Origin of the sequence: Mastigocladopsis repens PCC 10914 (assembly GCF_000315565.1) — a bacterium.
In the GTDB taxonomy this organism is placed as follows: domain Bacteria; phylum Cyanobacteriota; class Cyanobacteriia; order Cyanobacteriales; family Nostocaceae; genus Mastigocladopsis; species Mastigocladopsis repens.
Window position 1 is genome coordinate 5,003,492 of record NZ_JH992901.1, and the last position, 26,152, is coordinate 5,029,643.

Here is a 26,152-nt window from a genome sequence, read left to right on the forward strand (position 1 = left end):
CTGAACCATAAAAGCAGTTTGATCACTACAAACTTTTTTAGAAAAACCTGGTCCCCTTGACCAGGTTTTCGCGTTTTTTAAAGCTTTTTAGACCTTGAGGATAAGCGTGTTGTCCCACATATCCGCTTGAGAGAAGCGACACCTTTAAACTCTAGGTACTCCTCACTCATAACTCTTATTTTATCACTTTTGATAAAACCCAATCCCGCAACAGAAGATTCACCTGTTCTGGTACTTCGTCATGGGGACAATGACCCGCCCGCAAGAAGTATTCTGTCAGTTCAGGATAGTATTGCCTAAACTTGTTTGAACGTTCTCTAGCATTCACCCAAGGGTCAGCTTCTCCCCATAACATCAACAGAGGACAAGTTAATTGCTTCAGTAGCATATCAACTTTTTCCCCTTGAGGAGTGCTAAACACAGAGGAAAACACATCAAGAGCACCCGAATCGCAAGCAGGGCGATAAATTTCTTCTATTAATTGGTCTGTAATCGCGCTTTTGTCAAGATAAACCTTCTCTAAAGTTTGGCGAATCACCCAACGTTGTTTTATGTATTGGAATAAGAGAAACTGGGCTAAAGGCTGTTGAAAAATCCACTTGGTAACATCACCTAGTAGTTTTTGCAACTGATCGTTCGCCTTTGGAGGTTCAATTTGAGTTTGCAAAGCTTCCGGTTCAGCTGAAGGCTGATTTTCGCTAAAAGGACCAGCACTGTTAAGCAATACCAAGCCTGCTGCTGCGTCAGGGCGTTGTGCTGCAACACACATACTGGCATACCCTCCTAGGGAATTGCCTGCTAACACTGCCTTTTGACCAATTACCTGAGTAATAAAGTCGTAAAGTTGGTCGCGCCACAAGTCGCCACTGTATTCTAATTTAGGTTTTGCGGAACGTCCGAATCCCAAAAGGTCAATGGCGAAGACTTCAAAATCGTTATACAGTCCTGTGATATTCTTACGCCAGTGGTCGGTAGAAGCTCCAAACCCATGTATCAGCAATAAGGGAGGTCGATGGGGCTGTGGTTCTCCCGCTTTTACATAATAAATGCTATGCCCTCGCCACTGCCAATATTGACCAGGAATTGGGGTTCTAGAGGGGGCTGTCGTTGCCTGCATGATCTGAAGAAATGTTAAGTACCTTTTAATAATTCTAACGGAGTCATTTGTCCTGTGTATCAGTGAATAATGACTAATAATTCAGGACTTATGACAAACAAATGATTACAGGCAAAACTAAACTGCTTGGAGTGATTGGGTATCCGGTAGAACATTCGCTATCACCAGTGATGCATAATGCTGCTATTGCCCAGTTGGGATTAGATTGTGTCTATGTCCCTTTTCCAATAGAACCACAGAATTTAGAAGTAGCTATTCAAGGCTTTAGCGCTGTTGGTGTTGTTGGCTTTAACGTCACAATTCCCCACAAACAGGCGATACTACCTTTGCTATCAGAAATTTCACCTATTGCCAAAGCCGTGGGGGCTGTGAATACAGTAAGTCGTAAAGACAACAAATGGGTAGGGACAAACACCGATGTTGAAGGATTCCTTGCTCCTCTATTAACAACGTATAACCGAGATTGGAGCCAGACAGTAGCGGTCATTTTAGGCAATGGTGGTGCAGCCAGGGCAGTTGTCGCAGGTTGTGCTGAATTAGGTTGTGCCAAGATTTTGGTCATTGGACGCAACACCCAAAAATTAGAAGAATTTCGCAACAGTTGGGGCAATTCGCGCGAAGCCAAGAATTTGCACGTCCACACTTGGGATTCATTGCCAAAACTCATTCCCCAAGCAAACTTACTGGTAAACACAACCCCCATCGGGATGTATCCCAAAGTTGAGGAGTCGCCTTTGAGTGCAGAGGAAATGGCGCATTTGCCACGGCAAGCGATCGCCTACGATTTGATATACACCCCTAACCCAACGCAATTTCTTAAGCAGGCGCAACAAGTAGGTGCCATTACCATTGATGGACTAGAAATGCTTGTTCAACAAGGCGCAGCAGCATTAAAAATCTGGTTGCAACGGGACACAGTTCCTGTAGACGTGATGCGCCAAGCGCTGCGACAGCATTTGGGTCTAGAGGAGTAGAGGGAAGACAAGAGAGTGGGGCGTGGAGGAGTGGAGGAGTTAACTCTTCTTCCCCGCCTCTCCCATTCTTCCCCTCCCCGTTTCCTCTTCACCCCTGGGGTCTTCGCCAATTAAAGCGGTTCCATTCATAGATACCTTGAATTTCAAACTCAGAGCCGTTGTTGAAGCGGATGATGCAGTTGGTTGAGGAGTGATCACCATTGCTCATTTCATCAACTTTAATGACAATGCAGGAATACCATTCCCGGGGACAAGGACCATTATCTTGTACCCATTCCCAAAGAGCATTGCAAATTTCAATGCGATCGCCTACTTTCAGGTTAAGTACATCCTTAGCAGAATACTTATCAAAATGATATGGTTCAACACGATTCAACCACAGCAAGCCATAGCGCTCGCGGATAAATTGTACTGCTCCAGAGTCATTTTCATGCAGCCAGTCGTTAAGTAATTGCACTTTCCAAGAGCAGTTTTTTCCCTCTTGTGCTTCGACGAACTCTAAAAATGCTTGCAATTCCTCTGGCGTCAGTTCGTCTAAGGGATTGGCAATGTCCTCCTCAGCAGGAGGATTTCCCTTAACTTGCTCCAAGACTTGCAATAATATCTCTTTTTGTGTATCAGTGAGAGGGCAGCTTGCCACATCACAACGATAAAACGCTGCTTGCAAGGCTACTTTAATCTCATCTGGACTCATAAGTGACGTAGCAATTTAGGGTTTAATATTTAATAAATATTACAAAAGTTAAAAAGAACGCGCTAATACCTTGAGAGTGAATTTCAGGTAAGCTGAGGTTGAAAAGAGTTATGAGAAGCTTTTCGCCAGCGCTGAGTTAGCCGCAGCCCTTCTGTTGTTACATAGTCTGTTTATTTCTTGTTATTTAAGATATGGAAAAGAAAAATACCCTACTAACGTTGTTAAACGCCCTGCCTTTAGCTATTATGAACTTCTCAAGGCTCAGGATTCAGTATTCAGGACTACTTAAGGTTATTTTCATCTCCTGTGTCATTGGGTTTCTATCGTGGGTGTTTCCTCCAAGCGCTAGGGCGCTGACACAGATTAAACTATCGGATGTTTCCTATCATGAGTGTCCACAAGAACTAGCACAAGGAGCCGTGACGAGTGGTGGTACAACGATGGCAGCAAACTGTTTTATTGTCACAGGCAAAGCTCAAAATGGCACTAACAAAACCGTCTACGATGCAGATATTTTTGGGCGGATTTATGATGCCAACAATGACTCAGTGATGCAAAACCGTACCCGTCTTGGTTCTATCGAGGAAATCCCACCTGGTGTGAGTGATTTTGAATTGAGAATTTCTGTGCCGGCAAACCAGCCTTTACCGTTGAAGTTGAAACAGTTCAAGGCGGCTGGATTTGGTGCTGCAGTGCGTAAGTAGTTGGACGTTATGAACCTGTAGAGACGTTTTCTACGAGCGTCTCTACAAAGCTTGCTATATCTTTGGTCTAGAGTTAGCCAAGTAATGGAACAGCACTGAGGGAGGAGAGCAAAGTACTCAATAAGCTGAGTAACAGAAACGCCAATATCGGGGAAAAATCCATGCCGCCTAATGGGGGAATAATGGAACGGAACATATTCAGATAGGGGTCGGTAATCTGGCTCAATGCAGCAAATGGTTGATTATACCAGTTAATACTGGGGAACCATGACAACAGGACTCTAATAATCAGTAGAGTGCTATAAATCTGTATGAAAGTAAGCAGTGTGGTAATCAGTAGATTCATGGATTGGTTGATTTCCTGCTAAGTGTTAAATGCGGTCTTATCATTAATTTTAATTTAGCCTCTGTCATCACGGGTGCGGATTCTGCTACCCCATGAGTGCCAATCTCACGCTTGTAGTTGGCACTTGCTAAAATCCGAAACTATCTGTTAGCGTAACTCCTCACTGCGCGAGGAACGCTCGTGATTGATCTGATCCGAATTGCTATTCACATTCCCTAACTGCTGCCGCACTTCATCAATTGTGGCATTGAGCTGGGCAATTTTATCTTCAAGCGATCGCCGCGCTATTTCCATTTCCATGCTCTCATTTTCCGAGGCTTTTATCTGACGCCTTTTCGCTGCTTTTTTAGCTTCTACTGAGTTAGTGGTCATTTGAGCCTCTTCTTCTATTGCTTGTTCTGGATCTCGTCTGGTTACAACTAGCGCACCGACAATACCACCAACGACACTACCGAAAATTGCTCCAGCAAAAAAACCGCTTGCAAAACCATCTCTTTGACTCATATCTTTACCGCCTTGAAGAAACGCTGCACCTCTAGGATTTTTTTTGTCGCTTATGCTGTCTTAGCTGCATACTAGCTTATGTCCCAAAGATGCGATCGCCTGCATCTCCTAATCCCGGTACAATAAACCCCTGAGTGTTGACCGTTTCGTCAATGGTAGCAGTGTAAACTATTAAACCCGGATAAGCATCGTTCAGTTTTTGTAAAGCTGGCGGAGCTGCTACTACACAAACAATCCGCGTGAGGGCTGGGTCAACACCTCGTTGTGTTAATTCTGCCATTGCACTCATCATCGACCCTCCCGTTGCTAACATCGGATCGGTGACTAACACTCGCGTTTGTGGTGAAAATTTTTCTGGTAGTTTGTTTAGGTAACAAGAGGGTTGCAGTGTTTTTTCATCTCGCACCAAGCCAAGATGGTAAATCGACGCCAAAGGCAACACTGTCTGCGCTCCATCTAGCAATCCTAGCCCAGCCCGCAGAATTGGCACTACCGCCACTGGAACTGTTGGATCTATTAAAGTCGCTGGAGATGAATCTAAGGGAGTTTGCACGGTTGTCTCTTGAGTTGGCAACCACTCTCTAGCTGCTTCATAAGTTAACCACCGTCCTAACTCAGTCATTGCACTGCGGAATAATACTGAGGGTGTGCCAGCATCACGGGCGACTGCCAACCAGTGCTTAATGAGGGGATGGGGTGGGACATAAACACGCAATTGTAGCGTCATAGCCGGAAATAGGCTTTTCCATATCGTATAACAACTGAAACATAATAATACTTCCTGGATGCGGCTGACAGCTAAAATTGGTACTAACTAAAAATTATTGATAATAGTTTGCAGTTATAGTTGACATTTATTCTCAATCAGGGTTATATTATTGGTCAGTGTTCTCCTCTCTTTAAGGATCGGCAGACGGGATTGGCCAGCGGTAGCAGGCTTGTCCCTCTTTTTTGTAATTAGTTAGTGGTTAGTGGATAGTAGATAGTAGTTAATACCAATTTTCTCTGTACCTACAAAGTTTGCTCGACGCTGGCAATCCTTATTGATTAAGGGTTTGAGCAACAGAGTTTTTGCAGCCTTAAATGGAATTGGTATAACAACTACCAACTCCCAACTAACAAAATGTATGCAGAGTGATGTTATCGTCATTGGATCTGGTATCGGCGGCTTAGTGACAGCGATCGCCCTTGCAGCAAAAGGTGCTAAAGTGCTGGTATTGGAACGTTATCTCATTCCAGGAGGCAGTGCCGGTGACTTTGAACGGCAAGGCTATCGCTTCGATGTTGGGGCGTCGATGATTTTTGGGTTCGGACAGAACGGCACCACCAACTTACTTTCTCGTGCCTTGGAAGCTGTCAACGTTAGCTTAGAAGTGATTCCTGATTCAGTGCAGATTCACTATCATCTGCCTAATGGCTTAGACCTGAAAGTTGACCGAGTATATGATAAATTTTTGCAAAATCTGACTGCTTATTTTCCCAATCAGAGCCAAGGGATTCGTAGATTTTATGATGAAGCACAGAAAGTATTTCATTGTCTTAACAGCATAGACTTGCTGTCTCTAGAAGAACCCCGATATTTAATGCGTGTATTTTTTCAGCATCCTTTAGCGTGTCTTGGTTTGGTGAAGTATTTGCCCCAAAATGCCGCAGATGTGGCAAGGCGCTATGAAAATAGACGATCTGTAGGTATACAACTGGCAAACGGTCAAATTTACCGTGCCAAACGTATCGTTTCAAATGCTACGCGCTGGGACACATTTGAGAAATTACTTAGTCAACAAGCAATTCCTATTAATGAAAAAAAGTGGCAGCAACGCTATCAAAAGTCGCCCAGTTTTCTCAGCTTACACATGGGAGTGAAGGCAGAAGTTCTGCCTGAGGGGACGGAGTGTCATCACATTATCTTAGAAGATTGGGAAAGGATGGCAGATCCGGAAGGGACTCTATAGTCACAAGTTAAGGCGAAGCCTGTAACGGGAGTCCTCTTGCGACATCCAAGATAGAACAGCTATCCCAGGACTTTATTGTTTGGGTGATAGTACGTTTCCAGGTCAGGGGTTGAATGCAGTGGCCTTTTCGGGGTTTGCGTGCGCCCATCGCATTGCTGTAGATTTAGGGTTTTGATTTTTTAGAGTGCCAATCAGGAACCAATTTTAAAGAATTGTAACAATGCTTCCCAAGATGTTGGTAACGTTCTCGATTTTTGACAAAATCGCAACTGTGTTGTCAAGTTTTCTCAAAGAAATTTCTAAATCTTTAATACCCTCTTCAAGCTGAGATTCAAGAGGTTTCAGGTTTTTGGCAGTCTTTTCTAGGATTTTATTCTCTAGCTGTATACGGGCATTTCTATAACTTCCTCGGTCTTTAATAAAAGCCCTTCTTTTCGCTTGGTCTGGCTCCTTTTCAAAAGCAAGTTGAATTTCTGTTGAATCGAGTCTTTGTTCTTGTTCTCTAATTTTCTTGAGCAGTTCTTCAAGAGATTGATTTTGAGCCATTATGTTAATACTCCTTAATCAGCTTATTTATCGTTTTCTACAAGTGCAAGAAATGAATCAATATCTTTTAAATGATTATTAAGACGTGCTATGTTTAATTTCCCTTCTACAGAAGCCTGAAAAATTTCTCTAAATTTTTGTAAGGCTGTGCTTGCCTTTTGAATTTCTTCTATCTTTGCATCCATGAGAAGAATGTTTTTGCGGTTTTGAATCCATTCATCCTCATCTTTTATTTGTTCAGGCTGAGTGAGAGGTCGAATAACAAGGCGCAACTCTCGCGCTAATTTTATCGATTTCACATCCTCCCGTAGAGAATCACTCAGTGCATGTAATACCTTCTCTTGGATTGTTAACTCCTTAAGAAGAACCTCGTGGCGTTTTTCTAACTCTTCTCTTAACGCACCACGAATTCGAGAGTTAATAACGAGATTGGTGGCATTTTGAAGTAGACTTTTATCAGTAATCAAATCGCTTCCAGAAAGCCTATTACCAATAGTGTTGAGGTTGTCTGCAATACCGTCAATCTCTGTCCTAGCCTGATCAGGTGCATCAGATGTCGCCAACTCTTGCATTTTGGAAAAATAAGCCTGTAGAAGTTGGTTGTGATTGCGAATGTCGTCGATAATCCTTAACCTTTCTTCATCTTGTTTAGAAAGCGTAGTATAGTTATCAACACTTTGATTTGATATTCGATCATCTTTTAAGAGCATCTCGGAAGTGGCTTCGATTCTCATGTCACTAGCAGAGGTTAGTAGCTTATTAACAGCATCAGCATATTCATTTCCAGCTTGTGTCAGTTTTTTGTACTCCGCGCTAGAACGACAACCACTAGTTAAAGCTGCTATGACAGCAAAGACTGCTACCGTTTTATGAATATTTTTTCTCATAGCTATATTTCTTATTCAAAGAAGATAATTTTTACACCTAAATTCCACTCGGTTCCCTAATCTTGCATCATGAAAACTTGATGTCAGATAATAGGTAATGGTGAAACAACAAAGTTAGCTCACTGCTGGTTGTGTTAGCTTACCTACCAGCCTTGCTCTATCTATAAGTAGATGTAAGCGAAATTAACTTATGCACTTTTCCAGAAAATATGTTGCTTAGAGTGACAACTTCCAAGCAGACTGGGAGAACTGCATAAGTTGAAAACGCTGGCATCTAGATATTGAATGCAACTATCTGAAAAGATTAGTTATTCTGGGGCGTGACAGTTACCATGGATGTATCATTGAGATACTGGAAAATTTGCCGAATCAGCGCCAGTCAAACGGTAGGATACGAATACTGTTCAGTTCCTCCAGCAAAGGAGTTCCTAAACCAACAGGTTCGCAATCCTGCTTATAAAGACACGCAAGCTGTTCTGCTGTCTTATTTTCTCGCTAAAAATTCTGTTGTTAATGCTACAAGTCGCGCTCAGGCGGGACTTTGTCTAAGATGCTACGTTTCTAAACCCATCCTAAAAGCCTGTCAAAAAATTGACGGTCTATTTAGTGGTGAAAAGCATTTCACCTACCAGGATTTGCTATCCTATGTCCTGAATGATGATGGACAAACTCTCGTTATCATAGACCGGGATGGGAAAAGTCAACTCATTGTAGATAGCAATGGTGAAGCTAAGACAACAGCTTACAAATTCTTTTCTGTGAGGATTTTGCAAACATTTAATGCAGACTCCAAGTCTAAAATGAGCTTAGACAATTGGGTCTACTTACAAACTAGACAAAATCCGGAACTAAAAAATTACTTATCAGAATTTGGATTTAAGCATCTTAGCGACTGGGCACTTCTCAATAGAGTTAGAAATAAACAAATTGAACGTTTATCAAAGCGCGATATCCATTTATTAGAAGTCTTTCATGCTGTCTATCGGCGTGACAGACTTCAAGGGAACCGTAAGGGAGGAAGAAAATGCCCAGATCCATCAAGCGCTCAACTTCAAGAAATGCTTAACGGTTTACGAAAAAGAGATGTCATCATTAACTCGAGCGTAGAGTTGATGAAAGAACTCAAACAGGTAGCCACACAATTGAGACACTATGATATCTGGAGTTATCGAGAATCTTTAGAAATCCATGACCCTGATAGTGGAGGTTATACCTTTAGATCAGATTTATCTGTTGATAATCTCGATGAGTTAGATATAGAACAACAGGAAATTTTAGATTTCTTGCATGAGCAACTTAGCATAGCTTTGACCAATGCGATAGACGAAGAAATATGCGATCGCATTACTAGCTTGGAAAAAAGCAAAAAATATGCTGCCTTTGCTCAACAATTTCTTCCTGGTTTGCACCTCTATTATGGTCAGAGTTTATCTCTTAAGGATATTGCTCCTAAGTTGGGAATGACGAGTTGGGACCAAGCCAGAAGAGTATTGAATCCAGGAGATCTGCTCAGTAAGATACGCACTTTAACAGTTCAACAACTTCTTGACAGCATTTTAAAGAAGGCTCTTGAGAAGGGTTTGACCAAAATGCCTCCTGAACCAGACTATCTCAAAACATTGGCTGAGTATATAGAAGCTTTTGCTGATGACGAAATCTTTCGAGAAGCAGCAGAAGAAATCAGAGTGGGGAAGAGCCGTTCGATGAATAGCTTGTATGCTCAACAACTACGCGAATACATAAGACAGCAATAGAACGTACATACAGATCCCTTATTGCCTCTTTTCCAAGGGGACAAAGGGGGACTGAGAGCTAAACACATATAAGGTATAAGGAGTAAAATAATGCTTAATTCCTCAGTGAATTCAACTGATATAAGGCTTCTGCTCTCAGAAGCTATTTGGCTAGAACCAGAAGATTTTGACCAGGCAAGAAATATTAGCCAACGGGTGACTGGTGAAGCACAACAGTGGCAAACCTATCTAAATACACTGGCAATACTTGGCTGTGAAAAATGGCTAAGTACACGTATGCCAAAGCAACCAATCCATCGAGATACGAATATTATTAAAACTAGTTGTCATCTCAAAGTAGGTGAATTTAAGATTTGTCCAATTGCCACAGAGCACCTGCTAGATGAAGTGGTAAATATCCCAAGAGATGCTATTGAACAACCAGATTTGGCAGCTCATTTCTATGTTGTGGTTGAGGTCTTAGAAGAGGAAGAACAAGTTATTCTTCGAGGCTTGCTACGTTACGACCAACTTCTTGATTCTCACAGTCAAGTCAATTTACAAACGTTACGTGATGGTTATTATCAGCTACCGCTGTCTTTATTTGATGCAGAACTCAATCACCTGTTGTTCTATCATCATTTCTCAGAACCCTCAGCTATCCCTTTACCTGTAGCTTCAATCGAGTCTTCGACTGTTTCACTCCAGACATCTTTGCACAAGACCAAAACCAAGTTGAGTCAATGGTTAGAGGGAGTCTTTGAAGAAGGCTGGCAGACTATTGACACCTTGATCAATCCACAAGCCAATTTAGCTTTAAGTACCAGGATTACACACAAAGGTCCTAAGAAAGCCAAACTCATTGACTTGGGAGTGCAACTAGGTCATCAAAATGTAGCGCTCCTGGTAAATATCACACAGGAATCTGAGGATAAATTGGCTGTTTTGATCCAGTTACATCCTACAGCCGGAGAAAGATATTTGCCGTCTCAGTTGAAATTGACTTTACTATCTAAAGCCGGGAAAACTCTTCAGCAAGTCGCTTCAAGATCTCAAGATAACTACATTCAACTGAAACCTTTCAAGGGGGAATCAGGAAAACGCTTCAGTGTTGAATTAAGTTTAGGAGAGACTCTCAAGGTGAAAGAAGATTTTGAGTTGTAGCTGAGGGGAAAGAGCGTGGCGAGAAAAAAGCCTGTATTTTTCCGTATTCTAAAATCCATTTTTCCCTCTAAGTACTCAGGTAGGGATTGGAAAGGTCAACCCTTACTGGCGCTAATAGCTGTGTTTCTGTGCGTGATCATATCACCCGTATTGGCACAAGCTCCCCCTGTCAATTTTGCTGCACAAGACTCCACAATTCGCCAGGATCAGACGCAATACCTTGTGCAACAGGGTAAAAAACTTTATGAGGCTGGACAGTTCACCCTTGCAGTTAAATTTTTGCAACAGGCTTCTGCTGCTTTTAGAACTCAAGGAGATAGCTTGTGGGAAGCTATGACGTTGAGTAATCTCTCGTTAGCTCTTCAGCATTTGGGTTTATGGAACCGAGCAGAAAAAGCGATCGCTCAAAGTCTCAGTTTATTAAATGATATGAATAATTCTCAAGAGCGTTCTAAAATTCTGGCACAAGCCCTAGATGTGCGAGGACGCTTACAATTGTCGCAGGGACAAGGCGAGACAGCACTCATCACTTGGCAACAAGCTGCTGACATTTATCAACAAATAAAAGAAAGTGCTGCATTAACCCGTAACCGCATTAACTCGGCTCAAGCTCTGCAAGTTTTGGGGCGATACCGTCAGGCAAAGAAGATATTAACTGAGGTTTTACAAACCCTCAAAAACCAACCAGATTCACCTATGAAAGCCTCAGGGTTACTAAGCCTTGGCAATATTCTACAAGTTGTCGGTGATTTAAAGGAATCCCAATATGTGTTGGAGCAAAGTTTAGCACTTGCAAAAGCCTTGTCATTCCATCAATTTGTTGGTGCAATTCTCTTCAGCCTTGGCACCACAACCCACGCCCAGCAAGATACGAAAACTGCGCTACATTACTACCAGCAGGCTGCAACTGCATCTGTTGAACCAATCACGCGTACTCAGGCACAGCTTAATCAACTGAGCCTACTTATACAGATAAAGCAATTTGCAGATGCATTGGTACTGTCGTCCCAAATCGAGTCGGAAATCAACAACTTGCCCCCAAGCCGGATGACAGTTGATGCCAAAATTAACTTTGCTGAAAGTTTGATGAAACTGGCAGATGGAAAAGGGGAAGATAAAGCAACATCTCCCTCTCTGTTGGGACGCTCTGCCCAAATATTAGCTATCGCAGTCCAGCAGGCGCAAAGCTTGCTTGACAAGCGAGCAGAATCTTATGCCCTTGGTACTCTAGGTAATCTGTATGAAATCAATCAGCAGTTCACTGATGCCCAAAAGGTGACTGAGAGAAGTTTGTTTATAGCTAAAAGTATTCATGCATCGGACATCGTTTATCAATGGCAATGGCAACTAGGGCGTATACGCAAGCTACAGGGAGATATAAAAGGAGCAATCGCCTACTATTTTGAAGCATTCTACACTCTCCAGTCTCTACGTAGTGATTTAGTTGCTGTCAATCCAGACATTCAGTTTTCCTTCCGGGAAAGTGTAGAACCCGTGTATCGGGAGTTAGTGGCATTGCTGTTGCAAACAGAGAACGGGGAACAGAGCACACAGGGGGGAGTAAAAGGATTCAATGTCCAATACCCAGAAAGTCAAAAGAATTTACGGCAAGCTCGTTTGGTGATGGAATCTCTGCAATTAGCAGAACTGGACAACTTCTTTCGTTCAGCTTGTTTAACTCCCAAGCAGGAACTTGACCCAGTGATTGATAAAAAAGACCAACAAGCAGCTGTTCTCTATCCAATTATTTTGCCAGACCGTCTAGATGTTATTCTCAAGTTGCCTAACCAGAAGTTGCGCCACTACAAAACTTTAATAACCCAAGATCAAGTAGAACGTGTTGTCGAAGAACTGAGAGGATATTTACGGGATGTAACCCGGACTTCTCAGGTCAAGCAGCTGTCGCAACAGATATACGATTGGTTAATCCGACCTGCTGAAGCAGAGTTAAGCACAAGTGGCATCAAAACTCTAGTTTTTGTACTAGATGGAGAGTTGCGAAATATACCAATGGCAATTCTCTATGACAAACAACAGCAGAAATATTTGGTCGAAAAGTATGCGATCGCCGTAAGCCCTGGTATGCAACTCCTTGATCCCAAACCGTTGCAACAGGTCAAGTTAAACACTTTAGCTGCTGGAGTCGCGGCAGAACGAGTTATTGAAGACCGAGAGTTTCCTCCGCTTGAGCACGTACCACGGGAATTGCAACAAATCCAGTCAGAAGTCCCCAAAAGTGAAAAACTTTTAAATCACCAGTTCACCGAAAACAACCTGCAAAACAAGTTGGGATCTGCTCCCTTCTCAGTGGTTCACCTAGCAACTCACGGTGAGTTTAGTTCCGACCCAGAAAAAACCTTTATTCTGACTTGGGATAAACTACTGAAGGTGAAGGAATTTAATAATTTACTGCGAGTCAGTGATACCAATAGGTCTAGAAGTATTGAATTACTCGTCCTAAGTGCCTGCAAAACAGCTCTTGGAGACAAGCGAGCCGCCTTGGGACTTGCTGGGGTTGCAGTGCAGGCTGGCGCACGCAGTACACTGGCAACATTGTGGTCAGTGGATGATGAGTCTACTGCCAATTTGATGAGTAAGTTCTACCAACAGTTAAACGCTGGAGTGAATAAAGCCGAAGCACTCCAGCGTGCCCAACTAGCTATTTTTGCTCAGGAGAAAAGTCCATATTTTTGGGCACCTTTTGTGTTAGTAGGGAATTGGCTCTAGAAGGAGAAATCAGGTTTTTTTGAGAAACCGGATTTCTGAGAGTATCAATTTTGCAAATGATAATGTTGCACAATGGGCGCTTGGGCAAGTTCTCCCAAGCCAACAGCTTTAAACAAGCTCATCCAATCTTCAGCGAACACACTAAGCTCCGAATGAGTGCCGCGCAGTTCAGCTAGATTTGTTATGGCATCGTACCAAAGATTATGGGCAGCATAGACGGTGTATTCCCGTGATTTTTTACTATTTAACTGTTGCCGAAGGTCAGGAGTTAGCGCTACCCGTTGCAGCCATGCATCAACAAAAAAATATTCGGGTTGAGTTTGTGGGTCACTACAGTAAACTCGGAAGAACCAGTGATACTTCAAGTCTTGCTTGAGAGCGTATTGTGAACTTGATGGTAAGCTAATACTTATGGCACCGGGCTTCCCTGATAATGTGAGAGATTTTCGGTAGGCATCATTACCTTGTTCATCCTGCAATACAAATTCTCCTGAACGCACGTTGCTGGGTAAATCAGGAACATAAACCCAAAAGGTTGGATACTCAGCAACTGTTAATCCCAAAAAAGATTTATTGTTATTTTCCTCACCAGGGACTAAAGCTGTTATGGGGGTTTTCAGGTGTGGACATCCAGAACGACGGCTTGTCCCTCCTCGACGGCGACCAGTGGGAGCGCCGTTATCAGGAAATTTTCGGACAAAAAGGTTTGGTGTGTTAGTGACTCTGTTACGGAATGATTGCGCTGCGTTTGCTTGTACTTCTAGTGGGTAACTCACAAGCCCAGTAACCAACAAAGGAAGAGCGCAAGCTAGTTTATGGTGTCTTTGAGGCAACTTATTTTTGCTCATATTTGAGAGATCCTGCGTTTTTTGCTATTGCTTGTATGAGAGCACGGTTGTATCTTCAATACAATCGCACATGACACCAATGCCAATGATGAGGGAACCAGCGGAATCCACCCTGCTTGGGTAAATAGACCAAAGCAGATACTAAAAAGTGTCAAAAGCGCCATTACAATAGCTAATCCTATATGGAGTGGCTGTATAATCCGCCAAGCTATAATACCTCCCAGCAATGACCAACCCCATACCCACAGTGCTTCCATCCATCCAGACCACCACCACATCAGAGGTCTACCATCCAAAACAGCACTTAGAATATGGCTCACCATCTGCGCCTGTACAAACACGCCTGGGATTTGCTTTTCTGTATCTGGTGCTGTTGCAGTATATGGAGTTTCCCAATCATCAGGAGAACTGGTGGCGGTAACGCCAATCAGGACGATTCGATTCTTCACCAACTTCTGCAATAACTCAGGAATAATCTCGTCATTGAGAACCTCCTTGAGAGAGACTTTCTGGGCAATATTGAGAAGAGAGGGCACTGAACGATAATTGAGTAGGATTTGATATCCTGCTGCATCCACTCTTTGGTAGCCACTTGAATGGGGTTGTAAGGGCTTAAAAACAGTCTTGCCAATTTGCAAGTTTTTTTCTGGATTAATATCCCATTTTATACCTTGTGTATTTAGGTAGTGCTGTGCCAGCTGAAAGCTCAAAGCATATTCTGCTACACAAGGAGATTCCAAAGGAGGGGTTAATTGCACAAGTTGGCGACGAACAACTCTATCTGCATCCGCCACAAAATCACTAAAACTTAGGCGTTCTTTTGAGACTTCAGAAGGGGGGGAAACACCATCAGGTGCGCCATCATTGGGAGCAGAAACTTTGCACACTGTAAATATATGCTGGTTCTGCTGCATACGAGTGGCTAACTCTAGATGGTTGGGATCAACGGGGAAATCACGATAAATATCTATACCAATAGTTGTTGGTTGGTACTGCTCCAATTTTTGCAAGAGTTGATTAAGTGCTTGGTCTGATAACGACCAACGCATATTCATCTTTTTGTGGATTTGATACTGAATATCCGACTCGTTAATAGTGACTATTAATAGGCGTGGATCTGGCTTTTCATTTGCTGGTCGCAGATGCATTAAATAATCATAAGAATGCAGATCCCAAGGTTGTAGTATCCCAAAATGGCGCACTCCCATGATACTGGCAGCTACCAGTACACTTGCTAGCACTAAGGTTAAGAGACGACGGGTGGCTGTAACAGGAATGCGATGTTTAACGAACAACTTCGGCTTTGCTGTTCTGGAAAAAGTATGGCTTCCAAAGTAGCGAGATGTGGGCTGTTTGGTTATGGAAGACGCTACTAAAGAGCCTACTTTGTATACACGTTCAGTCTGACGTTCAGTATGCCAAACCATCGGCGGTTCAGCAGGATTTTGGCAAATGACGGGTAACCAAGTAGCGCAGGGATATTCTCCCTCCAATCCTTGCAGTCTTTCGCGTGCAGAACGTACCGCAGTATACAAAGACTGTCCCTGGGAAAATTCAGCTAGAAAATGCTTTAAAAATTCTTGAGCTACCACGTTCGGCACAGGCTCGCGCATGATAATGACTTGTGGAATGTGCAATTCCTGTAGCTGCTGTGCTAACCCCAAGCCATCACAAGAGTTAAAAATTGCCAACCGTAATCCACGGCTTATGGCTTGCTTGAGACCATACTTGAATTGGTCAAGGGTAATTGTGTCTTTTTGATTGAGTTGTAGGTAACCTTTTTCTTGAGTGCAACTATGACCAGCAAAAAAGAGAATATCACAACCTTGTTGCCAAAGCTGGTCATTGAATTTGCCTAGTTTCGGTTCTACTAAAAATTTAATTTCGGCATCAGTTGATAATTTCTCTAAAAAAGTCCTATCCTGACTAATATCGATTCCTTGACTATCACCAAATATTGCTAATATTCTAATTTTATTTCTTTTAGTTGTTGCATGGAATCTATACGGTTGTTGATACTCCGAGGCACTTAAAGCCACTTCCGCTTGCGGGTAATCATCAAAGAAACTCCACAGATGCCAGGGTAATCGCCGTAGTAGATAGTCATTTGTTTCAACAATGAAGCGGATTTCTTCATAAGGTTTTAAATGCGTGCGTAATTGCTGTTCAATTTTGCGAAATTCAACTGAATTAAGCCATAGATTTACCAACTTATAAATTTGCTGGGATAAATCATGAATATCTGCTTCAGAAACATTAGTGATATAAGCCTCTTCAATTTCAAAATTATCGTCAATTTCTTCAATTCCTCCAATTTTCTGTACACCAATACGTAAACATGGACGATGAGAAAAAGCTAAATAAAGTGATTGCCAGTTGCGGTAGAGTTCAGGAATTGCTGGTGAAGCTGGTAAGCTAGCAGTAAATTTCATCCGATAGGGATTATCTGCTTCCCCAATATATACTGTCACAACGGGAAAGCCTTCGTGTAGATTCCCCTGACCCAAGCTTAAAACTACCAACCTAGTCATAGGTATCTGATAAAAAGAGTGGTCAGATAATGAATATTTTGAAGTTAATTCATCGAAGTTAATTTGAAAGATATAATGTGCCTTAATAAAGACACGCATTACTAAAAATTAATTTTTAGTTTGTAAAAGATGACCTCTGTGAGTTAAATGCCACAACATTCTACAATACATTAATACATTAAACAATACTGCTATACATTAATGCATTAAACAATACTGCTATACACTCATATACTAATAAACTAAGGGCTTTATGAAAGCTGACTTTTCTCTAGCCAGCAGAAAGATTATTTTAGTTTTGAAAATCTTATATAAAGCGCAAGGACACGAAAATAATGGACGAAGCGCTAAGCCTTAGGGAGTTCCTTTCAGTCCTAACAGTGAAACATTAGCGACAGCAAGTGAAGACAAAACGGTGATTCTGGGGAATTTGAACCATATCATCAAGCTAAATAAAATATTAACCTAGAGCTGCGACTAAGTGTGTCATTATCTGGCAACTCATTCTAATGTTAGTGCAAGCATAAGCATTGCAAAGGAGCAATGCCATTGGTATAAGGCTGTCGTAATGCACTTTTTCTTTTGAGTTTACTTGCTGCGCTAGTCGTTCCCCAGATTTTTTGAAAATGACTCCATTAGCCAATAACGAGGTTGTGGAACAACTGCATAAGCTGAACATTCTGACGTTTATTTATTTTAATGGCTTCTGTTATTATCATAGTGTTTGTTTATGAGGGGATCTTTGAAGAGCGTCGATAGGGTATTAAAAATATTGTTCTCAAAGACAGTAGACTCGGTTGTGATTCCGTAACTAAAATTACTATTTTACAAATCTTAATATTAATGCAAAGATGCGAAAAACAATAGACTGAACTTGTAGCAAAGAGCGTGCTTGCAAAAAAAAAGAAATGTCTTCTCTATGAGTAAATCAGTTGTTATAAGCCTAGGAAGTGGTGATTTGAACAACGGATTTCCAAATGTTACTGCTCGTTTATGGTCATTAGGAAATTCTCTGCCACAGCAATTTATCGGTAGCTTACCGGCAGCACCATCTTTGGTTAAAGTCTGTAGAAATTGGCAATTATTTTATAAAAATGTTTGTGGTCGCCAACTGTTGCGTTCTCTATTGATAGAAGAAGATGATGAACTGGAAATTGACGAAGATGCCATAACCAATGTCTCCGTTGTTTGTTTTCATGAGTTGTGTCAAAAAATACAAGAAGATATTAATGATTGGCTCAAATCTTTTGAGTTTCTCAACATAGAACTACAACTGCGATCGCGACTACATCCATCTGAAGAAATTCACTTCATTATTGAAACCAATGATGACTTGCTACGGCGATTACCTTGGCATCGTTGGGATTTCTTCAATGATTATCCTCTCGCAGAAATGGCGCTTTCCCAACCAGAGTATAAACGCCGGGAATACTCACAGCCAAAATTACCCAGAAAAAAAGTGAGAATCTTAGCGGTTCTGGGCAATAGCCAAGGCATTGATCTGGAAACAGAAATCAGTTTTCTTTCTAGTTTAGAAGATGCAGAACTAGTTTTTCTCGTCAATCCCTCACGTCAACAGTTCAACACTCTTCTTTGGGAAAATCCTGGTTGGGACATCCTTTTTTTTGCAGGTCACAGTCAAACTGAGGGTGAAACGGGCAGAATTTATATTAATGAGAATAAGACCAACAATAACCTCACCATTGGACAGTTGGAAGAAGCTCTCAAAGCGGCGATTGACAATGGTTTACAACTAGCAATTTTTAACTCCTGTGATGGGTTGGGATTGGCTAGTGCATTGGAAAAATTAAGTATTCCAGCAGTGATTGTGATGCGCGAGCCAGTGCCGAATGTGGTGGCACAGGAATTTTTTAAGCATTTTCTCGAAGCTTTTGCCATAGAACGACTGTCTTTATATTTAGCAGTCCAGCAAGCACGCAGAAAGTTACAAGGCTTGGAAGATGATTTTCCAGGCGCAAGTTGGTTGCCTGTGATCTGTCAAAATCCGGCAGTAGAACCACCGAGTTGGCTGAAATTAGGCGGAGTACCTCCATGTCCCTATCGTGGGTTATTTGCCTTCCAAGAGGAGGATACTCACCTGTTTTTTGGGCGGGAACAGTTCACCCAGGACTTAGAGACGGCAAGCAAAAGAAAGCCGTTGGTGGCGGTGGTTGGTCCAAGTGGAAGTGGTAAGTCGAGTGTGGTGTTTGCTGGGTTGATTCCTCGGTTGCGCCAAGACTCAAATGTTGGCTGGCAGATTGTCTCGTTTCGTCCGGGTAACAATCCCTTTGAAGCTTTGGCAGGGGCGATGGCAGAGCTTACCCTAAGCCCCGATTCTCCAAAAGAGGATTGCCCTGTGGTGGAGGACAGCCCCTCGGGCGTAACACAGGCGATTGCCTCAAGCTTTGGCGAAGCCTTATCCCTTCTGTGTTTCCAAGGAGACAATCTAAACAAATATATAAATCAAAATCCAAAATTAAATATTCGTCGCCTCATTGAATTAAAACTGGAAATAGCACTGCGACAAGATAATAAAGCTCTATACAAAATTATTGAAAGCTTTGTCCAGCAAAACCCCAAAACTCGTCTGCTCTTAATAGCGGATCAATTTGAAGAACTTTACACTCTTTGCCCAGAAGAAGAACGCCAAGGAATCTTAGATACATTACTGAATGCAGTCAGGTTAGCTCCAGCATTTACCCTAGTCCTAACCCTGCGATCTGACTTTTACGGATATGTCCTCTCTTACCGCCCCTTTAGCGATGCCTTACAAGGAGCAGTCCTGAATCTCGAACCGATGAGCCGTGAGGAATTGCGAGCAGCTATTGAACAGCCTGCGGCACAAATGCAGGTAAGGCTAGAAAATGAGTTGACAAATAAAATTATTAATGATGTTGGGGAGCAGTCAGGACGTTTACCGTTACTGGAGTTTGCCCTAACACAACTGTGGTCAAAACAGACAGATGGCTGGCTGGCTCATCAAGACTACAAGGAGATTGGCGGCGTTGACGAGGCTTTGGCTATTCACGCTGAGGCAGTATATGCCCAGCTTTGTGAAGCAGACAGAACTCGGGCGCGGCGAGTATTTATGCAGTTAGTGTGTTTAAAAGAAGGAATGGAGGCTACCCGGAGGTTGGCAACTCGTGATCAGGTAAAGTCAGAAAACTGGGATTTAGTGACGCGCTTGGCTGATGCACGTCTTATGGTGACCAACCACAACGAGTCATCCGGTGAAGAAACGGTGGAAATCGTGCATGAGGCGCTGATTAGAAGCTGGGGACGCCTAGAGCAGTGGATACAACTTGATGGAGGATTTCGCCACTGGCAAGAGCAGTTGCGATCGGCAATTCGTCAGTGGGAGAGTAGTGGTCAAGATGAAGGAGCTTTATTGCGTGCAAAGCCTTTGGCAGATGCACAATATTGGCAGCACAAGCGCATAGATGAACTCTCTGTTGGAGAGAAACATTTCATTGAGCTTTCTTTGGCACTACGGGACAACGAGCTGAAAAAACACAAACGTAGACGGCAACGGCAACTTACTATCTTAGGACTCATTGCTGGTTTGATACTAGTCCTGAGTTTGGCACTTATAGCTTGGTAGAAATTCCAGGAGTCAGCAAAGAGCGAAGTTAAAGCTATAAGTGCATCTGCGGTTATTAAATCGTAAAGACATAAAAGAAAAATCTTTACATCCTCTCTAAAACCCTGATTCCCAACAAAGAGAGTCCTAGCTTTAGGGTTCTAGCTGTTAAATCGCATAGCACCAGCCGCGATGTTCGCACAGGTTCCTCGGCTTTGAGAACAGGGCAATTTTCGTAAAACTTATTAAACTTATCGCTCAATTGATATAAATACTCGCATAAGCGATTTGGCAGTAAATCTTTCTCCACTTCACTGATAACTTCATCCAGTTGTAACAAGTGCTTTGCCAGGGTTAATTCTGTTTCTTCCCGCAGGATAATTGAAGCATCTGCTCCCAGCTTTTCAAAGTCAATCTTACCTTCACGACTAATGCCTTGAGTCCTTACATAAGCATAGAGCATATAAGGTGCTGTATTACCTTTGAGTGCTAGCATCTTTTCGTAGCTAAAGATGTAGTTGCTGGTGCGGTTTTGGCTTAAGTCAGCGTATTTAACTGCACTGATGCCGATGATTTGGGCAACATTGCTGACAAACTCTTCAGTTTCTTCGCGTTCTTCTACTTTTATTCTGTTTTCTATGTCTGCACGAGCGTGAGCGATCGCACCATCCAACAAATCCTGTAATCTTACTGCTTCTCCAGAACGTGTTTTCAGCTTTTGACCATTTTCACCTAGTATTAAACCAAAGGGAGCGTGAACAAACTCTAAATCGTCTGTAATCCAACCAGCTTTTTTTCCTACCTGGAAAATTTGGGCAAAGTGATTTGTTTGTTCTCCACCTACTGGGTAAATCACTCGTTGCACCTTATCTACCTGCACCCGGTAGCGGATTGCTGCTAAATCTGTAGCAGCGTAATTGTAGCCTCCATCTGATTTTTGCACAATCAATGGTAGAGGCTCACCTTCTCTGTTAGTGAATCCTTCGAGAAAGACGCACTTTGCCCCTTGATTCTCCACTAGCAGACCTTTTTTATCTAATTCCTCTACGACTTCGGGTAACAAAACGTTATAAAATGATTCACCTCGCTCAATGATATCAGAAGAAATTCCCATTAAGTCATAAATGGCTTGATATGCTCTACTGGAAAGTTGACACACTATTTTCCATGCCAGTAAAGTCTTTTCATCCCCTGCTTGTAGATTAACTACCGCCTGACGTGCTGCTTGTTGGAAATTTTCATCTGCATCAAATCGTTTTTTTGCCTTACGGTAAAATGAGGACAAGTCGCCTAAATTTAAACTTTCAGTGGTGGTCAAAGCTTCTGGGTATGCTTCTTCTAAATACGCAATTAGCATCCCAAACGGTGTTCCCCAGTCACCTACATGGCTAATTCTTTGGACTTCATGACCAACAAATTCTACAATTCGAGAAAGGCAATCTCCAATCACTGCTGAACGCAAATGTCCTACGTGCATTTCTTTGGCAATATTGGGGCTGGGGTAATCTACAATCACCCGCTGGGGATTTTTAGTTGGTGTGACTCCTAATCTTGTGTTTGTCTGAATAGCCTTGAGTTGTGCTTCTAGGTATTCTGTTTTCAACTTTAAATTGATAAAGCCAGGACCTGCAATTTCTGGTGGCTTGCAAATATCGGATACATCAAGTTTAGCAACAATTTGTTGTGCGATCGCCCTTGGTTGCTGTCCCAACTGCTTTGCTAGAGATAAAGCAACATTTGCTTGATAATCACCAAATTTAGGATTGCTCGCACTCACCAAAATTGGATCAGCTTCGGCGTAGTCTCGACCAAAAGCCGCTCCCAACGCCTCCTGTAATTTAACTCTTAGTTGTTCTTGTGTAGCTTTCATAAGTTTTTATCTAAGATATAGAAATATCTCAAAACTGTACAGTTTTTGTCCTGTACCTTATAGATACAGTTGAACCTAACACAGCTTGCCAAAGTATACTTCCCGTGGAGAAGGTTCTGTTTGCAATCTTAAGGTAGCTTGCAACTCCTGTTTTGCAGCATCCTGCAAGGCTTCTACTTGCTCATGGTTGGTGTTGCGAGGAATTTGGTCAATTTCAAAGTACTCAATACTGTCAGCCTCATCACTACACCTTAAACTTCCTCCCACAACACCACAGAGAAACCCAAACGCCACTTCATTCTGATCTGGTCGCGAGTATATACCAAGTAACCGCTCGACTTCTATCACAAGACCAACTTCTTCCTCAACTTCTCTAACTACAGCGACCCAGGGTGTTTCGCCTTCTTCCATTGCTCCACTGGGTAAGTTCCACAGATCCATATCAGTTCTATGGCAAAGCAACACTCTCTTTGCAGAGTCAAAGATGACGGCAAAAACGCCAATAATGAAAGAGATGTTTGCTTAACAAGCCAAGCTTCTCCTACCCAGTGAGCTTCATACTTACATCCAACCAGGAGGCTTGAGTAATCGGCGCACTAGTAGAAATATAGTCTACACCTGTTTCGGCAACAGCACGGATTGTTTCTAAAGTGATGTTGCCAGAGGCTTCAATTTTAACGCGATTATCATGTTGGCGAATCATGTCCACTGCCTGACGCATCACATGAACGGGCATATTGTCTAACATAATAATGTCAGCGCTATGCTGCAAAGCTTCTTCCACTTGGTGTAAACTTTCCGTTTCTACTTCTATCGTTAAGGGATAAGGAATATGTTGGCGAATACGGGAAATTGCCTTTCCAATTCCCCCAGCAGCTGCAATGTGATTATCCTTAATCATAACTGCATCATCCAGCCCCATCCGATGATTTACCGCTCCTCCCACAGTAGTTGCGTACTTTTCCAAGAGTCTCAGCCCAGGTGTAGTTTTACGCGTATCCACCAATTTTGCAAATAAGTTAGCAAGTTTCTCTACATATTTCCTGGTTAGCGTGGAGATACCACTTAGGCGCATAACTATATTAAGAGCAACCCGTTCTCCCATCAGTAGTGCATCCAGTGAACCATAAATTTCAGCCACCACTTCTCCCCGTTGACAAGAACTCCCCTCAGCCACAACAGGAACAAAGCTCACTGTTTCATTCAAAAGCTGAAATACCCTTGCTGCGACTGGTAAACCAGCTATGACTCCAGGCGCTTTCGCTACCCACTTGGCTTGTCCTACTTCTTTACTTATCAAGGCTTGGGTTGTGCGATCGCCCCTACCAATATCCTCCAACAACCAATCACGCAACAGTGGATCTATGACAAGCCAAGGCGGCAAAACACCAAAATCGCTCACTACTTTATTGCTTCCTTCACGACTTCCAGAATTACTATAGCCTACAGTGCTTACTGCATCAGGATTTCAGTAGGATCTCAAAAAAAATTCCAAAAACGGCAAAAAAAGAGTTGACAATCAAAAGGAGGATAGATATATTAGATAAGTGCCTGAAGAGCGGACACCAAACAAAGGGAACGCCAAGGGCAGCGAACCTTGAAAATCTTATAGTTTGAAAGCTAGTATACACCTTAAAGCTGGCGGTAGTAAATAGTAAAAACCCTGGCTGAGGGGAAAAAATCAGCCGATGAGCGTACAGAAGTGGTAAAACACGGAAGTACAGAAGGAATCAAAACGGAGAGTTTGATCCTGGCTCAGGATGAACGCTGGCGGTATGCTTAACACATGCAAGTCGAACGGGGTGCTTAGGCACCTAGTGGCGGACGGGTGAGTAACGCGTGAGAATCTGGCTTCAGGTTCGGGACAACAGTTGGAAACGACTGCTAATACCGGATGTGCCGATGGGTAAAAGATTAATTGCCTGAAGATGAGCTAGCGTCTGATTAGCTAGTAGGTGTGGTAAGAGCGCACCTAGGCGACGATCAGTAGCTGGTCTGAGAGGATGATCAGCCACACTGGGACTGAGACACGGCCCAGACTCCTACGGGAGGCAGCAGTGGGGAATTTTCCGCAATGGGCGAAAGCCTGACGGAGCAATACCGCGTGAGGGAGGAAGGTTCTTGGATTGTAAACCTCTTTTCTCAGGGAAGAAATCTTGACGGTACCTGAGGAATAAGCATCGGCTAACTCCGTGCCAGCAGCCGCGGTAATACGGAGGATGCAAGCGTTATCCGGAATGATTGGGCGTAAAGCGTCCGCAGGTGGCAATGAAAGTCTGCTGTCAAAGAGTTTGGCTTAACCAAATAAAGGCAGTGGAAACTACATAGCTAGAGTGAGGTAGGGGCAGAGGGAATTCCTGGTGTAGCGGTGAAATGCGTAGAGATCAGGAAGAACACCGGTGGCGAAAGCGCTCTGCTGGACCACAACTGACACTGAGGGACGAAAGCTAGGGGAGCGAATGGGATTAGATACCCCAGTAGTCCTAGCCGTAAACGATGGGTACTAGGCGTTGCCCGTATCGACCCGGGCAGTGTCGTAGCTAACGCGTTAAGTACCCCGCCTGGGGAGTACGCAGGCAACTGTGAAACTCAAAGGAATTGACGGGGGCCCGCACAAGCGGTGGAGTATGTGGTTTAATTCGATGCAACGCGAAGAACCTTACCAGGGCTTGACATGTCCGGAATCCCCTTGAAAGGGGGGAGTGCCTTCGGGAGCCGGAACACAGGTGGTGCATGGCTGTCGTCAGCTCGTGTCGTGAGATGTTGGGTTAAGTCCCGCAACGAGCGCAACCCTCGTTTTTAGTTGCCAGCATTAAGTTGGGCACTCTAAAGAGACTGCCGGTGACAAACCGGAGGAAGGTGGGGATGACGTCAAGTCAGCATGCCCCTTACGTCCTGGGCTACACACGTACTACAATGCTGTGGACAAAGGGCAGCAAGCGGGCAACCGCAAGCAAATCCCAGAAACCACGGCTCAGTTCAGATCGCAGGCTGCAACTCGCCTGCGTGAAGGTGGAATCGCTAGTAATTGCAGGTCAGCATACTGCAGTGAATTCGTTCCCGGGCCTTGTACACACCGCCCGTCACACCATGGAAGCTGGTCACGCCCGAAGTCGTTACCCTAACTTTTCGGAGAGGGGGACGCCGAAGGTAGGACTGGTGACTGGGGTGAAGTCGTAACAAGGTAGCCGTACCGGAAGGTGTGGCTGGATCACCTCCTTTTTAGGGAGACCCAACTGAATGATGAATTAAGAGAATAGAGAATTCAGAGTTCATCATTGCAGAAATCCCGAGGTCGGTCGCCAGAGTTAAGGAAGCTTTCAAACTATAAAAAGGTTCGATAATGGGCTATTAGCTCAGGTGGTTAGAGCGCACCCCTGATAAGGGTGAGGTCCCTGGTTCGAGTCCAGGATGGCCCACCTAAAAACAGTGAACAGGAGTCAGAAAACAAAAAGCTGATAACTGGTAACTGGTAACTGAAAACTGATTTAGGGGGGTATAGCTCAGTTGGTAGAGCGCCTGCTTTGCAAGCAGGATGTCAGGAGTTCGAGTCTCCTTACCTCCACCTAGAGATTGGGTTAAAATTCAGCACCGAAGTCAAAAAATTCGGCTGCTGGAAAAAGCTCCAGCGAAGAACCTTGAAAACTGCATAGAGAAGCGATAGAAGCAGGTAGTTAGAAGAAAGTTCTGCTCATTATGTGAATGACACAGAAGAGGAGAAAAAACAAAACTAATAACCAAGCCGAAAAAAAAGGTCAAGCTAATAAGGGCTAATGGTGGATACCTAGGCACACAGAGGCGAAGAAGGACGTGGTGACCGACGAAAAGCTCCGGGGAGCTGGAAGCAAGCGTAAGATCCGGAGATGTCCGAATGGGGGAACCCCAAGTACAGCCTGTTGAATATATAGACAGGTATGAGCCAACCCAGCGAATTGAAACATCTTAGTAGCTGGAGGAAAAGAAATCAATAGAGAT

Annotated in this window: 18 protein-coding genes, 2 tRNA genes, 2 rRNA genes and 1 pseudogene (1 of these 23 only partly in view); 11 read left to right on the forward strand and 12 right to left on the reverse strand. The window is 43.3% G+C overall.

The features are described 5' to 3' along the window. Positions 1 to 175 precede the first annotated feature (175 nt). Positions 176 to 1,117, reverse strand: a complete 942-nt coding sequence (locus MAS10914_RS0124255; RefSeq protein WP_017318541.1) for an alpha/beta fold hydrolase — start codon at positions 1,115 to 1,117, stop codon at positions 176 to 178. A 101-nt stretch (positions 1,118 to 1,218) separates the two neighbouring features. On the opposite strand from MAS10914_RS0124255, the gene MAS10914_RS0124260 reads away from it, so the two are divergent. Beyond that, positions 1,219 to 2,091 carry a shikimate dehydrogenase gene (locus tag MAS10914_RS0124260; RefSeq protein WP_017318542.1) on the forward strand — a complete coding sequence of 291 codons (873 nt, stop codon included), beginning with the start codon at positions 1,219 to 1,221 and terminating at the stop codon, positions 2,089 to 2,091. A gap of 88 nt (positions 2,092 to 2,179) precedes the next feature. Here MAS10914_RS0124260 and MAS10914_RS0124265 read toward each other — a convergent pair whose 3' ends face one another. Then, entirely contained in the window at positions 2,180 to 2,785 is a 606-nt protein-coding gene (locus MAS10914_RS0124265) for a hypothetical protein (RefSeq protein WP_017318543.1), read from the reverse strand. Positions 2,786 to 3,030: 245 nt separating this feature from the next. Between MAS10914_RS0124265 and MAS10914_RS0124270 the strand changes: the two genes are divergently transcribed. Next, complete coding sequence (locus MAS10914_RS0124270; protein WP_071599855.1) at positions 3,031 to 3,489, forward strand: hypothetical protein; 459 nt, start codon at positions 3,031 to 3,033, stop codon at positions 3,487 to 3,489. A gap of 73 nt (positions 3,490 to 3,562) precedes the next feature. On the opposite strand, the gene MAS10914_RS0124275 is transcribed toward MAS10914_RS0124270, so the two are convergent. From MAS10914_RS0124275 to upp, 3 genes are all read right to left on the reverse strand, one after another. Next, positions 3,563 to 3,835, reverse strand: coding sequence for a YggT family protein (locus tag MAS10914_RS0124275; RefSeq protein ID WP_017318545.1), 273 nt, complete (start codon positions 3,833 to 3,835; stop codon positions 3,563 to 3,565). A 147-nt stretch (positions 3,836 to 3,982) separates the two neighbouring features. After that, positions 3,983 to 4,339 carry a hypothetical protein gene (locus tag MAS10914_RS0124280; RefSeq protein ID WP_017318546.1) on the reverse strand — a complete coding sequence of 119 codons (357 nt, stop codon included), beginning with the start codon at positions 4,337 to 4,339 and terminating at the stop codon, positions 3,983 to 3,985. 76 nt (positions 4,340 to 4,415) lie between these two features. Next, positions 4,416 to 5,066 carry a uracil phosphoribosyltransferase gene (upp, locus tag MAS10914_RS0124285; RefSeq protein WP_017318547.1) on the reverse strand — a complete coding sequence of 217 codons (651 nt, stop codon included), beginning with the start codon at positions 5,064 to 5,066 and terminating at the stop codon, positions 4,416 to 4,418. Positions 5,067 to 5,466: 400 nt separating this feature from the next. On the opposite strand from upp, the pseudogene MAS10914_RS31765 reads away from it, so the two are divergent. Next, a pseudogene (locus tag MAS10914_RS31765) lies at positions 5,467 to 6,466 on the forward strand (FAD-dependent oxidoreductase). 29 nt (positions 6,467 to 6,495) lie between these two features. Here the strand turns inward: MAS10914_RS31765 and MAS10914_RS0124295 are convergent. Further along, entirely contained in the window at positions 6,496 to 6,837 is a 342-nt protein-coding gene (locus tag MAS10914_RS0124295; RefSeq protein ID WP_017318549.1) for a hypothetical protein, read from the reverse strand. A 23-nt stretch (positions 6,838 to 6,860) separates the two neighbouring features. Then, entirely contained in the window at positions 6,861 to 7,724 is an 864-nt protein-coding gene (locus MAS10914_RS0124300) for a hypothetical protein (protein WP_017318550.1), read from the reverse strand. A gap of 332 nt (positions 7,725 to 8,056) precedes the next feature. Between MAS10914_RS0124300 and MAS10914_RS0124305 the strand changes: the two genes are divergently transcribed. From MAS10914_RS0124305 to MAS10914_RS0124315, 3 genes are all read left to right on the forward strand, one after another. Then, entirely contained in the window at positions 8,057 to 9,478 is a 1,422-nt protein-coding gene (locus tag MAS10914_RS0124305; RefSeq protein ID WP_017318551.1) for a sigma-70 family RNA polymerase sigma factor, read from the forward strand. Between the two features lie 90 nt (positions 9,479 to 9,568). Further along, entirely contained in the window at positions 9,569 to 10,621 is a 1,053-nt protein-coding gene (locus MAS10914_RS0124310) for a DUF1822 family protein (RefSeq protein ID WP_017318552.1), read from the forward strand. A 15-nt stretch (positions 10,622 to 10,636) separates the two neighbouring features. Then, entirely contained in the window at positions 10,637 to 13,348 is a 2,712-nt protein-coding gene (locus MAS10914_RS0124315; RefSeq protein WP_017318553.1) for a CHAT domain-containing protein, read from the forward strand. 44 nt (positions 13,349 to 13,392) lie between these two features. Here the strand turns inward: MAS10914_RS0124315 and MAS10914_RS0124320 are convergent, their stop codons facing one another. Next, on the reverse strand, positions 13,393 to 14,196 hold the full coding sequence (locus MAS10914_RS0124320; RefSeq protein ID WP_017318554.1) for a DUF928 domain-containing protein: 804 nt from the start codon (positions 14,194 to 14,196) through the stop codon (positions 13,393 to 13,395). Then, the gene (locus MAS10914_RS0124325; RefSeq protein ID WP_017318555.1) at positions 14,193 to 16,727 is read right to left on the reverse strand and encodes a CHASE2 domain-containing protein; all 2,535 of its coding nucleotides are present in this window, start codon (positions 16,725 to 16,727) and stop codon (positions 14,193 to 14,195) included. The genes MAS10914_RS0124320 and MAS10914_RS0124325 overlap by 4 nt, the downstream gene beginning before the upstream one ends. A 919-nt stretch (positions 16,728 to 17,646) precedes the next feature. On the opposite strand from MAS10914_RS0124325, the gene MAS10914_RS0124330 reads away from it, so the two are divergent. After that, positions 17,647 to 20,328, forward strand: a complete 2,682-nt coding sequence (locus tag MAS10914_RS0124330; RefSeq protein WP_017318556.1) for an nSTAND1 domain-containing NTPase — start codon at positions 17,647 to 17,649, stop codon at positions 20,326 to 20,328. An 85-nt stretch (positions 20,329 to 20,413) separates the two neighbouring features. On the opposite strand, the gene argS is transcribed toward MAS10914_RS0124330, so the two are convergent. From argS to nadC, 3 genes are all read right to left on the reverse strand, one after another. Further along, a complete protein-coding gene (gene argS, locus MAS10914_RS0124335) occupies positions 20,414 to 22,177 on the reverse strand; it encodes an arginine--tRNA ligase (RefSeq protein WP_017318557.1) in 1,764 nt (587 codons plus the stop codon). 75 nt (positions 22,178 to 22,252) lie between these two features. Then, positions 22,253 to 22,693 carry an NUDIX domain-containing protein gene (locus tag MAS10914_RS0124340; RefSeq protein ID WP_026082785.1) on the reverse strand — a complete coding sequence of 147 codons (441 nt, stop codon included), beginning with the start codon at positions 22,691 to 22,693 and terminating at the stop codon, positions 22,253 to 22,255. A 25-nt stretch (positions 22,694 to 22,718) separates the two neighbouring features. Further along, positions 22,719 to 23,579, reverse strand: coding sequence for a carboxylating nicotinate-nucleotide diphosphorylase (gene nadC, locus MAS10914_RS0124345; RefSeq protein WP_017318559.1), 861 nt, complete (start codon positions 23,577 to 23,579; stop codon positions 22,719 to 22,721). A 330-nt stretch (positions 23,580 to 23,909) separates the two neighbouring features. On the opposite strand from nadC, the gene MAS10914_RS0124350 reads away from it, so the two are divergent. From MAS10914_RS0124350 to MAS10914_RS0124365, 4 genes are all read left to right on the forward strand, one after another. Beyond that, positions 23,910 to 25,399: ribosomal RNA gene (locus tag MAS10914_RS0124350) — 16S ribosomal RNA — on the forward strand. A 123-nt stretch (positions 25,400 to 25,522) separates the two neighbouring features. Then, a tRNA-Ile gene (locus tag MAS10914_RS0124355) sits at positions 25,523 to 25,596 on the forward strand. 73 nt (positions 25,597 to 25,669) lie between these two features. Beyond that, positions 25,670 to 25,742, forward strand: a tRNA-Ala gene (locus MAS10914_RS0124360). Positions 25,743 to 25,930: 188 nt separating this feature from the next. Further along, positions 25,931 to 26,152 (forward strand): 23S ribosomal RNA (locus MAS10914_RS0124365); it runs 2,599 nt beyond the window's last position. Together the 16S and 23S rRNA genes with 2 tRNA genes alongside form the textbook arrangement of a ribosomal RNA operon.

What these genes read in the sequence shown, in the direction of transcription:
- MAS10914_RS0124255 (WP_017318541.1), bottom strand. Translation starts at nt 1,117, where the DNA reads ATGCAGGCAACGACAGCCCCCTCTAGAACCCCAATTCCTGGTCAATAT.
- MAS10914_RS0124260 (WP_017318542.1), top strand. Translation starts at nt 1,219, where the DNA reads ATGATTACAGGCAAAACTAAACTGCTTGGAGTGATTGGGTATCCGGTA.
- MAS10914_RS0124265 (WP_017318543.1), bottom strand. Translation starts at nt 2,785, where the DNA reads ATGAGTCCAGATGAGATTAAAGTAGCCTTGCAAGCAGCGTTTTATCGT.
- MAS10914_RS0124270 (WP_071599855.1), top strand. Translation starts at nt 3,031, where the DNA reads ATGAACTTCTCAAGGCTCAGGATTCAGTATTCAGGACTACTTAAGGTT.
- MAS10914_RS0124275 (WP_017318545.1), bottom strand. Translation starts at nt 3,835, where the DNA reads ATGAATCTACTGATTACCACACTGCTTACTTTCATACAGATTTATAGC.
- MAS10914_RS0124280 (WP_017318546.1), bottom strand. Translation starts at nt 4,339, where the DNA reads ATGAGTCAAAGAGATGGTTTTGCAAGCGGTTTTTTTGCTGGAGCAATT.
- upp (WP_017318547.1), bottom strand. Translation starts at nt 5,066, where the DNA reads ATGACGCTACAATTGCGTGTTTATGTCCCACCCCATCCCCTCATTAAG.
- MAS10914_RS0124295 (WP_017318549.1), bottom strand. Translation starts at nt 6,837, where the DNA reads ATGGCTCAAAATCAATCTCTTGAAGAACTGCTCAAGAAAATTAGAGAA.
- MAS10914_RS0124300 (WP_017318550.1), bottom strand. Translation starts at nt 7,724, where the DNA reads ATGAGAAAAAATATTCATAAAACGGTAGCAGTCTTTGCTGTCATAGCA.
- MAS10914_RS0124305 (WP_017318551.1), top strand. Translation starts at nt 8,057, where the DNA reads ATGGATGTATCATTGAGATACTGGAAAATTTGCCGAATCAGCGCCAGT.
- MAS10914_RS0124310 (WP_017318552.1), top strand. Translation starts at nt 9,569, where the DNA reads ATGCTTAATTCCTCAGTGAATTCAACTGATATAAGGCTTCTGCTCTCA.
- MAS10914_RS0124320 (WP_017318554.1), bottom strand. Translation starts at nt 14,196, where the DNA reads ATGAGCAAAAATAAGTTGCCTCAAAGACACCATAAACTAGCTTGCGCT.
- MAS10914_RS0124325 (WP_017318555.1), bottom strand. Translation starts at nt 16,727, where the DNA reads ATGACTAGGTTGGTAGTTTTAAGCTTGGGTCAGGGGAATCTACACGAA.
- MAS10914_RS0124330 (WP_017318556.1), top strand. Translation starts at nt 17,647, where the DNA reads ATGAGTAAATCAGTTGTTATAAGCCTAGGAAGTGGTGATTTGAACAAC.
- argS (WP_017318557.1), bottom strand. Translation starts at nt 22,177, where the DNA reads ATGAAAGCTACACAAGAACAACTAAGAGTTAAATTACAGGAGGCGTTG.